The sequence below is a fragment of the Psychroserpens sp. AS72 genome (assembly GCF_038900375.1).
Classification (GTDB): Bacteria; Bacteroidota; Bacteroidia; order Flavobacteriales; family Flavobacteriaceae; genus Psychroserpens.
This window is the reverse complement of record NZ_JBBMRC010000006.1, coordinates 65,891-77,683: the sequence shown is the minus strand read 5'-3', so window position 1 is coordinate 77,683 and position 11,793 is coordinate 65,891. Positions and strand designations below refer to the sequence as shown.

Genomic DNA, 11,793 nt, shown 5'->3' with positions numbered 1-11,793 from the left:
TTAACGTGGCTTTTTTAATATGTGAATGAAATAGTGTTATTCTTTAATAACTTCCATTTTTGTAATCACTTTTTTAGCATCACCTTCAACAGTAGTAACTGTTTTTTCGAATGCTTTTAATTTTGCGTCAACCTCAGCTTCAGTCCCAGAGAATGTTTCTTCTTTAGTAACTTCTTCACCGTTTTCAACAGTTGTATACGTAATGGTTGCTTGTGCTAAATCTTTAGACGTACCAATAACAGTTTCAACCTCAACCTCTGTGTTAGTTAAAGCTGTTTCCGAAGTATGTCCTCCTAAGATAGGCGCAATTACCAATCCAATTAAACATGTTAATTTAATTAAGATATTCATTGATGGTCCAGATGTATCTTTAAATGGATCTCCAACTGTATCTCCAGTTACTGCTGCTTTATGTGCTTCAGAACCTTTGTACGTCATTTCTCCATTGATTTCTACACCAGCTTCAAAAGATTTCTTAGCATTATCCCAAGCACCTCCAGCATTGTTTTGGAAGATTGCCCATAATACACCAGATACTGTAACACCAGCCATATAACCACCTAACATTTCAGCAATAGCAAGATGATCCATACCAAATAACATTGGTACAAAAGCAATCACTAAAGGAAAACCGATAGTTAATAAACCTGGTAACATCATTTCTTTTAAGGATGCCTTTGTAGAGATATCCACACATTTATCGTATTCTGGTTTCCCAGTACCTTCCATAATTCCTGGAATCTCTCTAAACTGACGTCTAACTTCTTCTACCATTTCCATTGCAGCTTTACCTACAGCGTTCATTGCTAAAGCAGAGAATACTACTGGTACCATACCACCAACAAATAACATGGCTAATACTGGTGCTTTAAAGATGTTAATTCCATCAATTCCTGTAAACGTTACGTAAGCAGCAAATAATGCTAATGACGTTAATGCAGCAGAAGCAATAGCAAAACCTTTTCCGGTTGCTGCTGTTGTATTTCCAACGGAATCTAAGATATCTGTACGTTCTCTAACGATTGGTTCTTGTTCGCTCATTTCAGCAATACCACCTGCATTATCTGATATTGGTCCGAAAGCATCAATCGCTAACTGCATAGCTGTTGTAGCCATCATTGCAGAAGCTGCTAATGCTACACCATAAAATCCAGCAAATGCATAAGATGCCCAAATTGCTCCAGCAAATAATAATACTGAAGGGAATGTAGAAATCATACCTGTTGCTAAACCAGCAATAATATTAGTTCCTGCTCCTGTAGAGGATTGTTGTACAATTTTTAAGATTGGAGATTTCCCTAATCCTGTGTAATATTCTGTTACAGATGAAATCACTGCACCTACAACTAAACCAACTAAGGTTGCATAGAACACTCTCATTGAAGAAATTTCTTGTAGACCTTCACCAAAGAAATTCATTTGCATCGTTTCTGGTAACATCCAAGTTACTAATCCAAAACAAGCTACTGCAACTAAAACGATAGACGTCCAGTTACCAATATTTAAAGCTCCCATGACTTGAGACTCTTTAGCGTCATTACTTTTTATTTTCACCAACATCGTACCAATAATAGAAATGATAATTCCTACACCAGCAATTGCCATTGGTAATAAGATTGGACCAATACCACCAAAAGCATCAGAAATAGATCCACCCATATCTTTAATCACATAGTTACCAAGAACCATTGCAGCTAAAACTGTTGCAACATAAGATCCAAATAAATCGGCTCCCATACCAGCAACATCACCTACGTTATCACCAACATTATCTGCAATAGTAGCAGGATTACGAGGATCATCTTCTGGAATACCAGCTTCTACTTTACCTACTAAATCGGCTCCAACATCTGCAGCTTTAGTGTAAATACCACCACCTACTCTTGCGAATAAAGCAATTGACTCTGCTCCTAATGAGAAACCAGCTAAGGTTTCAAGAACGATCGTCATATCCATTGTGTTGGTCCATTCGCCTCCCATAAAGAACTGGAAGAAAAATATAAAGAATCCTGTTAAACCCAATACAGCCAAACCAGCAACACCAAGTCCCATTACTGTTCCACCTCCAAAAGAGATCTTCAATGCGTTTGGTAAACTTGTACGTGCAGCTTGTGTTGTTCTTACATTAGTTTTTGTTGCGATTTTCATCCCAATGTTTCCTGCGAACGCAGAAAATACTGCTCCAAAAATAAAGGCAACAACAATAAGGATATGCGTAGTTGGCACTACAAAAGACACAACTGCCAAAAGGATACTTACAATTACTACAAAAACAGCTAGTAATCTATACTCAGCATTTAAGAACGCTAAGGCTCCTTCGTAGATATGATCTGAAATTTCTTTCATTTTACCATCTCCAGCATCTTGTTTCATAACCCATGATTTCTTAATAACCATGTAAATTAATCCTATAAGTGCCAAAGCAATTGGCATATAAATCATTAATGACTCCATATTTTATTTTTAAATTGATTAGTTTTTTAACTGGGCAAAAGTAGTAAAATCAATCATATTTTACCAAAAAAGCAATATCAATTACTTGATATTGCTTTTTTAATAGAATTTTGTTAAAAAAATCTTTGATTCTTAAATTGTAAACGTGCGTTTCTTTTTATGCTCACTTTCATCATAACGCAGTACACATTCATGATAGATTTTTATAGCTTCTTGAGCATCTCCCCAACCACCTGTATCAACTTTTTTCTTTTCTAAATCTTTGTATACTTTAAAGAAATGTTCAATCTCTTTTAATCTATGCGGATTCAAATCACTAATATCCTTATTGTTACTCCAAATAGGATCTGAAACTGGTACACAAATAATTTTTTCATCTGGTCCTTTTTCATCTGTCATATGAAACACACCAATTGGTCTTACTTCCATTACAACCATTGGGTATGTTGGTTGATGACCTAAAACCAAAACATCTAAAGGATCACTATCTAAAGCCAAAGTTTCTGGAATAAATCCATAATCTCCAGGATACATCATAGATGAAAACAACATACGATCAAATCTAATCTTATGTAATGTAAAATCATATTCGTATTTGTTTCTGCTTCCTTTTGGGATTTCTATTAATACATCAAAAGTTAATTCACCAGGTTCTGACATGTCTTCTGTTTTTTTCTACGGAAATTGGATTCCTAATTTTATTTCATCTAACTGCGAAATTCAAAACGCTTTTAACAAGTTGAATTTCGGGTTGCAAAGATAGTGTATTGTTTGAATTTTGGCAATTTATTTTAGTTGAGTTTATTAAAAAATAGTCGAACTTAGTAAATGATTTAATAGTATTGACGCGATTCCAAAACGGCGAGCTAGAATAAAAAACAAAAACTAGTTACATATGATAGAAAAAACAACAAACGACATTCTAAAATGGTGGGAACCTAAACGATTATGGTTTAATTTCGCTGTTGGACTATCTGGTGTTTTAGCAATACTTTTAACTGGTGAGTTTGAATTTATCATATTTGATATCATTGGAATATTTATTTGGGGAGTTATTGCAAATATTCTTTTTTCAACAGGCATTTTAGTTGAAATTTTAGATGATTATTATTTTAAAAGTAAATTAAAACTATTTAATTTTAGATGGCTTTTTTATATCGTAGGAACAATATTGTACTGTATTGTAACTTTTGGATATGCTGTTCTTTATTATTCCCCTTTTGCTGACTTCTAATTTATACCGATTTTTCTCTGGTTTGTTTTCTTTTACTAATTTAGTTCTTGCCAACGCAACTAACCATACTCAACAATGTTGTAAGTAATTTCAGATTTAACAAAAAAGAAAAATTAAACATGAAGGAATTGTTAGAAATGTTGAATATAGATTATCCTATAATTCAGGCTCCTATTGGTGGAGTAGTAACTACTGAACTAGTCGCTGCAGTTTCTAATTGTGGAGCTTTAGGAGGTTTAGCTTTAAGCTGGTCTTCTCCTGAAGATGCTGAAATAAAAATCAAACAATTAAAGTCATTAACATCAAAACCATTTTATGCAAATTTTGTTTTAAACTTTGAACCTAAAGCATTAAAACGAACACTAGAACTTGATGTAAAAATTATACAATTTTCTTGGGGAATGCCAAGTATAGAATTAGTTGATTTAATTAAGTCATTTAATGCTAAGATAGGTATTCAAGTTACTGACAAAGAGAGTGCTTTAAGAGCTATGTCTTTAGGAGCTGATTACTTGGTTTGCCAAGGAACACAAGCTGGAGGACATGTTCAAGCTTCAAAGACACTTGAAAAAGCCTTACCAGAAGTATTACAAGCAGCCAACGGGAAAATGCCAGTTTTGGCTTCAGGAGGAATTTCCTGTGGTAACGATATTAAAAAGTTTTTAGTTCTTGGAGCATCTGGAGTTGTAATGGGTTCTCGATTTGTCGCTTCTATTGAAAGTGGCGCACATCAGATATATAAAGAGAACCTAGTTAATTCAAATAGTGATGATACTGTATTAACTGTTTGTATGAATAAAGGCTGGGACAATGCTTCTCATAGAATAATACGAAATACAACATTCAAAATGTGGGAATCTGATGGTTGCGCAAAAATTGGAAATAGACCAGGTGAATTTGACATTCTTGGAAAAAACGTATCAGGCAAAAATATAGAACGATATAGTTTTAGCGCACCAGTTTCAGGAGTTTCAGGTAATATTGAAGCAATGACACTCTATGCTGGAACTAGTGTAAATAACATAAACAATATAAAGTCGGCTAGCGATATTGTAAAGGATATTTGGGATGAGTATCTAAATAAGTAAACTACTTACAACAACCGAATATAACAAATAGAAACCTCAATTTAAGTTTATTCTTATACTAGCTTTCAAACCCTTAAAAATTAAACCCAAAACTTCCAGTGACACCAAAAGGTCTTGCATCTGGAGTGTCTAAGTAATTCCCTCTAAAGTTAAAATCAATACGCAGGATTTTAAAGATATTACCAACACCAACGCTGTATTCATAATACATTTCATCGTTTGGAGCAATTAAAGGTGTTTCTATTGGATTCCCAGTGGTGTTAAGTGCGATGTTTTCCGCAGATAAATCTCCCCAAACTCCTCTAACACCAACAATGGCTCTTAGATTATATTTTTTAAGAAATGGGATTCTTGAGAAAAAACGACCATTAAAATTGTGTTCTAAATGCAATGACGTGTAGGTATCTGTTACAAACTCATAGAAATCTAACTGTGGGAATGTATTATAAATAGAAAAATACGATTGATTTCCTGGCACAACACTTAGCAAGCCTAAAGGCACTTCTCCAAACGTTTTTCCTACTTCAATTGTTGTCGTCAAGCGCCCAAAACCACCTACTTGCCAAGGCTGTATGTATGAAAATTGAAGTTTAGTATAATCAAAATCACTATTAAAAAAAGCTTGATCTCCACGTGTAATTTGCGCAAATAAACTCGCAAAACCATCATTAGCTGTACGACGTTCTACACCAAAACCTGTCATTTTTCGCTTCGGAAAATACGATAATGACAATGCAGTCTCATATTGTTTCACTTCCGAAGAAATACCTGTAGGAGATTCTGGATCATTATAATCTAAACTAAAAGTTGGTGATGCAGATTCTAAGGTTCTGTAAGTTCCACTAGTTCTAATCACAAAGTTTTTACTTGGCTCTATTTCTAGTGCCAATGTGGTCAAATTCACATTGGTGAGTTTGTCATTGGTACTTGTTCCAACCACTGCAGATGAGGCTAAACTGCGACCTAACACATCTGTTGAAGCTGTTAAATTTGCACCTATTTGTTCTATATCTCGTCGGTTTCCTCCTGAAATTATAAGTCGGTTCTTTTTATCTATAAGCCACTTACCAGAAATACCGTATTTGAATTTATCATCTCTAAACCCATAAGCTAAAAACCCTTCTACTCTCCAAAGGTCATTGGGTCCAAAATAGGTTCGTCCTCCTCCTCGAAGTCGCATGCCTTCTACTTCATTATAACCAAAAACAGAAAAAACAGGTCCAATATCCAAATTAAGACTAGGCACTTCAATGTAACCTGAGGCTAGAATACTACCAAGATTATAAAGTCGTTTAAACTTTTTAACAGTTTTAAGTGTATCTAACATTTTGTAAACACCTTTTTCGTCTTTGCTAAGGGTTTCCATTCGGTTTTCTTCCCAAAAATCATCATCACGATTATAAGCGTCTTCATTATAATTATAGACTTCTTCGTCGTAAAATTTCTCGTCCTTAGGTTTGTCAAATTGGTAATTATCGTATAAGGTTGTACGTTTTCCGTAGACACCACGTGACTTTTCCTTTTTATTCAACGCAAAATCAGACAACATATAATCGCGCTTAATTAAAAAGAGCGTATCGTTTAAAACCTCAAATTCTTGTTCTATATAAATCTCTTTGACCCAGTTTATATTAGCACTTTTTGACGCTTGTAAATTAATATCTTTAATTGCGTAGGTAGAATCATTAACCCAAAAATCACCTTTAAAGGTCAATTCATTTTTACGTCTTGGATAGTAAACAATATTGTAGCACCATTTATTATCAATAAAAGCACTGTCTGATAACACATAATTATAGGTCTGAACACCTGTTCTAGACAACGGACTCACAAAACTCTTATCAAAAAACTTAAGGTAGTTATCATAGATATCAAAATCTGCGTAGAGGTCGTCAATAAAATCGATGATGATTTGATTATTACTAAAGCCAGAGTTTTTATTTCCTTTTAAATCGCTCTTTTCTTTATTTAATAGGTTGTCACCATACACCTTACTTACAGCTTCATTTATAAATATGGGCAAATAGGTTTTACCTGTAATATTAGAGGTATCTACTTCTTCAAAAACAAACTCCATTCCTTTAAACAGTTTACTTTTTATAAGCGCACTATCAATGGTATTGAGATCAAATTCTACTTTTTCGTATTTATCGTATTCGTATTGTTTAAATTGTTGTAATCCGTTATTACGTTTGCGTTCCCAAATTTTCTTTAAAATTCTAATTGCAGGATTTTCTGATGCTTTTTTAGATTGTTTCCCTGTAACAATAAGTACAGCATCTAATGCTCCAGCTTCTTCTTTTAGAATAAATTTTAAATCGTAGTTAACTTTATTCTCCAATTTGACTTCTTGACGTTCATACCCTAAAAAAGACACAACTAAGATGTCCCAAGTATTATCAGACTCAAGATAAAAACGTCCATCTTCGTTAGATATGGTTCCTTCTGTAGACCCTTTGAATAAAATATTTGCAAATGCTACAGGCTCATTGAATTCATCAAAGACATAACCACTTACTTTGGTTTGTGAGAAAGACAATGCTATTCCGAAGAAAAATAATAAAATGAGGAGCTTCTTTTTCATTTTTATAGGTTTTGCAATTTATTTTTTAGTTGGGTACAAAATTGCAATTGCCCAGTTTATAATACTGGATTAAGTTGTCAAAACTAAAAAAACTTCATCAACAATCGTGCTAATGAAGTTTTTTAACGCAAATAATCACGTTTAATTTTATTTGTACATCACTTTACGTACCGCTTTAATAACTTCGTTGTAGTCTGGTAACCACTCTGCTAATAAAACTGGTGAATAAGGCGCAGGAGTATCTGCTGTATTTATTTTAATAATTGGTGCATCTAGATAATCAAACGCTTCAGATTGTACTAAATAAGTGATTTCTGTCGATACATTCCCAAATGGCCAAGCTTCTTCAAGTACCACTAGACGATTTGTTTTCTTAACCGATTTCAAAATCGCTTCACGATCCATAGGACGTACAGTTCTTAGATCGATAATCTCACAAGAAATCCCTTCTTTTTCTAACTCATCTGCAGCTTTGTAAGCTTCTTTTATAATTTTTCCGAAGGATACAATAGTGACATCTGTACCTTCTCTTTTAAGTTCTGCAACTCCTAAAGGAATCGTATATTCTCCTTCTGGCACTTCACCTTTATCACCATACATTTGCTCACTTTCCATAAAAATTACTGGATCGTCATCACGAATGGCAGATTTTAATAAACCCTTTGCATCATAAGGTGTAGAAGGCACAACTACTTTTAAACCAGGTGTATTTGCAAACCAGTTCTCAAAAGCTTGAGAGTGTGTTGCTCCTAATTGTCCAGCAGAAGCTGTAGGTCCACGAAAAACGATTGGACATTTAAATTGTCCACCAGACATTTGTCTAATTTTCGCAGCATTATTTATAATTTGATCAATTCCAACTAAAGAGAAATTAAAGGTCATGTACTCAACAATAGGACGATTTCCTGTCATCGTTGATCCAATTGCAATACCTGCAAAACCAAGCTCAGCAATAGGTGTATCAATCACACGTTTTGCACCAAACTCATCTAACATTCCTTTAGAAGCCTTGTAAGCTCCATTATATTCTGCAACTTCTTCACCCATTAAATAAATGCTTTCATCTCTGCGCATTTCTTCACTCATGGCTTCACAAATTGCTTCTCTAAATTGAATTGTCTTCATATATTCATTTTTTAACGAATAACAAAAGTAGTAATTATTGATAATAAAATAACATAAATTGAAGTTGAAAACAGATTCTAAGCCTAAGCTCTCAATACGTAACTTCATTTTTTTCTTTTTTCTTCGGAAATGTGCCTCACCAAAACAATTTCTTCTGTAATAAACTTTGAATTATTCGTAATTTAGCGCAGTATTTATAAGATTTTCATAACCATTGGTGTGAAATCCCCAATTTTCATAAAATTTATTATGCATGCATAGTAAAATTTGAAATTTTATAATTATCTTCGTGCTTTAAAAAAAATACTCAAAATAAATTATTCGATATGAAAATATTAGTATGTATTAGCCACGTACCTGATACGACTTCAAAAATTAATTTTACTGATGGTGATACAAAGTTTGACACTAATGGTGTACAATTTGTAATTAATCCAAACGATGAGTTTGGTTTAACTCGCGCTATGTGGTTTAAAGAAAAACAAAGTGCTGAAGTCACTGTTATTAATGTTGGTGGACCAGAAACAGAACCTACACTTCGTAAAGCTTTAGCAATTGGTGCAGACTCAGCAATTAGAGTAAACACTGAGGCAAAAGACGGTTATCAAGTTGCAAAAGAAATAGCAAATGTTGTCAAAGATGGAGGTTATGATTTAGTGATTGCTGGTCGTGAGTCTATTGATTATAATGGAGGAATGGTTCCAGGAATGATTGCTGCATTAACAAACGCTAATTTTGTAACTAACTGTATTAGCTTAGAAGTTGATGGTACAAATGCTACTGCTATGAGAGAAATTGATGGTGGTAAAGAAACCGTTGCTACAAACTTACCTTTAGTTATTGGTGGACAAAAAGGATTGGTTGAAGAGAGTGATCTTCGTATTCCAAATATGAGAGGAATTATGATGGCTCGTAAAAAACCATTATCTGTGGTAGAACCAATCAATGCTGCTGCCGAAACTAATTCAGTAAAATTTGAAAAACCTGCTCCAAAAGGTGCAGTAACTTTAGTAGCTCCAGATAATCTTGATGAATTAATCAATTTACTTCACAACGAAGCTAAAGCGATTTAAGCTGTCATTCCTGCGAATGCAGGAATCCAGAAAATAGAGAAAAACAAAAAATAGATTCCTGCCTTCGCAGGAATGACAAAAACTTAAAAAACATGTCAGTTTTAGTATATACAGAATCAGAACAAGGAAAATTCAAAAAAACAGCTTTTGAAGTTGCCTCTTATGCCAAAGCAGTTGCTAACCAATTAGGAACAACTGTCACAGCAATTACATTTAATGCAGCAGATGCTTCAGAGTTAGGAAACTATGGTGTTGACAAAGTATTAAAAGTTACCAATAGCGATTTAGATAAATTTAATGCTAATGCCTACGCAAGTGCAATAGCTCAAGCAGCTAAGCAAGAAGTTTCTAAAGTTGTTGTTGTAAGTTCTAGTGCAGATAGTAAATATTTAGCACCAATAGTTGCCATAGATTTAGAAGCTGGTTACGCATCAAATGTTGTAGAAGCACCTTCTAGCACATCTCCTTTTACAGTTAAACGTACAGCGTTTACAAATAAAGCGTTTAATATGACTACAATTGATACAGACACGAAAGTAGTTGGTGTATCACAAAATTCATTTGGACTTGTAGAATCTAATGGAACTGCTTCTTCGGAAGACTTTTCGCCTTCAATACCAAGCATATCAGTTACAGTACAATCGGTTGATAAAGCAACAGATAAAGTATCAATTGCAGATGCTGAAATAGTGGTTTCTGGTGGTCGCGGACTTAAAGGTCCAGAAAACTGGGGAATGATTGAAGAGTTAGCAGAAGTTCTTGGAGCAGCAACAGCATGTTCTAAACCAGTATCAGATTTAGGATGGAGACCACACAGTGAACACGTAGGGCAAACAGGAAAACCCGTAGCATCAAATTTATATATTGCTATTGGTATTTCAGGAGCAATACAACATTTAGCTGGTATTAATTCTTCAAAAATAAAAGTAGTTATCAATACAGATCCAGAAGCACCTTTCTTTAAAGCTGCAGATTATGGTGTTGTTGGTGATGCCTTTGAAGTTGTACCTGCATTGATTGAAAAATTAAAAGCTTTTAAAGCTCAAAACGCTTAATTTTTTAAAATTAACAGTTATAAAAAGGACTGTTTTGATTTGGTACTCTAAACATAAATCTGCAATTTGCAGTTGTTAAAGTCTAAATTAAAACAGTTCTTTACGTTTTATACATTATGAGTCTAGTTAGATTAAACATTAAAGGAATATCATACAGCCAAACCCAAAATGGCGCGTATGCTCTTATTCTGAATGAAGTAGATGGTGACCGCAAACTACCAATCGTTATTGGTGCTTTTGAAGCGCAGTCCATAGCGATTGCTCTAGAAAAAGAAATTAGACCTCCAAGACCACTTACACACGATTTATTTAAAAATTTCGCAGATCGTTTTGATATTGTTGTCAAACAAGTCATTATCCACAAACTAGTTGATGGTGTATTTTACTCCAGCTTAATTTGCGAACGCGATAAAATTGAAGAAATTATAGATGCAAGAACTAGTGATGCTATAGCTTTAGCATTACGTTTTAAAGCACCAATATTTACCTATAAAAACATATTAGATAAAGCAGGTATTTATCTAAAAGTCAACCCTAAAAAGGAAGGCGAAGAACAAGATCAAGATTCTATTCTTGTAGATGACATGGTCGTTGAAGAAATAGAAGCGAGTATCCAAGATAACTATATGGATAAATCACTTCAAGAATTACATACACTCTTAGATGAAGCTGTTAATAACGAAGATTACGAAAAAGCAGCTAAGATTAGAGACGAAATTGACAAACGATAATAATTTTCTTTTGAAACGAGCATGTTCAAAATTTTATCACCAAAAGAATGATTAATTGCGAACAGCATGTGACTGTTGAAAAAACAAATAATAAACACATGAAACATTTTCTTCTAGCTATTGCAGCTATTTTTTTTGGGATTACTACGACTTATGCTCAAGATACTAAAGAAATCTCAACAGACAGTCTACCTGAAATAGTAAAATTTCAAGATATTAAAAACAATGCCGAAGAAGTTAATTTGGTTATTAACAATTGGCAATTATTATCACACGAAACTTTTGACAATTATCCAAAAGATAAAACTGGAGATATTGATTTCAATAAAGGAAAAGAATTTTTAAATTTTGGTGAAAATGGAGAATACGAATCGATTTTAAACAATAATTTCAACAAAGGGTTTTGGCTTCAGAATAATAACTTAATAGTTTTTAAGCAGAAAGTTCCA

9 protein-coding genes are annotated in these 11,793 nt (G+C 33.7%); 5 read left to right on the top strand and 4 right to left on the bottom strand.

The features are described 5' to 3' along the window. Positions 1–36 precede the first annotated feature (36 nt). Entirely contained in the window at positions 37–2,454 is a 2,418-nt protein-coding gene (locus WNY78_RS12425) for a sodium-translocating pyrophosphatase (protein WP_342873528.1), read from the bottom strand. A gap of 132 nt (positions 2,455–2,586) precedes the next feature. Then, complete coding sequence (locus tag WNY78_RS12420) at positions 2,587–3,114, bottom strand: inorganic diphosphatase (RefSeq protein WP_342873527.1); 528 nt, start codon at positions 3,112–3,114, stop codon at positions 2,587–2,589. Positions 3,115–3,349: 235 nt separating this feature from the next. Here WNY78_RS12420 and WNY78_RS12415 point away from each other — a divergent pair, with 235 nt between their 5' ends. Both WNY78_RS12415 and WNY78_RS12410 read left to right on the top strand, forming a co-directional pair. Next, a complete protein-coding gene (locus WNY78_RS12415; protein WP_342873526.1) occupies positions 3,350–3,688 on the top strand; it encodes a hypothetical protein in 339 nt (112 codons plus the stop codon). Between the two features lie 119 nt (positions 3,689–3,807). After that, on the top strand, positions 3,808–4,776 hold the full coding sequence (locus tag WNY78_RS12410; protein WP_342873525.1) for a nitronate monooxygenase: 969 nt from the start codon (positions 3,808–3,810) through the stop codon (positions 4,774–4,776). Between the two features lie 73 nt (positions 4,777–4,849). Here the strand turns inward: WNY78_RS12410 and WNY78_RS12405 are convergent, their stop codons facing one another. Next, a complete protein-coding gene (locus WNY78_RS12405) occupies positions 4,850–7,360 on the bottom strand; it encodes a DUF5686 family protein (protein ID WP_342873524.1) in 2,511 nt (836 codons plus the stop codon). Between the two features lie 147 nt (positions 7,361–7,507). Then, on the bottom strand, positions 7,508–8,485 hold the full coding sequence (locus tag WNY78_RS12400) for a pyruvate dehydrogenase complex E1 component subunit beta (protein ID WP_342873523.1): 978 nt from the start codon (positions 8,483–8,485) through the stop codon (positions 7,508–7,510). Positions 8,486–8,811: 326 nt separating this feature from the next. Between WNY78_RS12400 and WNY78_RS12395 the strand changes: the two genes are divergently transcribed. The 3 genes from WNY78_RS12395 to WNY78_RS12385 all read left to right on the top strand — a co-directional run bounded on the left by WNY78_RS12395 (position 8,812) and on the right by WNY78_RS12385 (position 11,344). Next, entirely contained in the window at positions 8,812–9,558 is a 747-nt protein-coding gene (locus tag WNY78_RS12395; protein WP_342873522.1) for an electron transfer flavoprotein subunit beta/FixA family protein, read from the top strand. Positions 9,559–9,650: 92 nt separating this feature from the next. Beyond that, entirely contained in the window at positions 9,651–10,613 is a 963-nt protein-coding gene (locus WNY78_RS12390) for an electron transfer flavoprotein subunit alpha/FixB family protein (RefSeq protein WP_342873521.1), read from the top strand. A 116-nt stretch (positions 10,614–10,729) separates the two neighbouring features. Next, positions 10,730–11,344, top strand: a complete 615-nt coding sequence (locus WNY78_RS12385; protein WP_321225419.1) for a bifunctional nuclease family protein — start codon at positions 10,730–10,732, stop codon at positions 11,342–11,344. Positions 11,345–11,793 lie beyond the last annotated feature (449 nt).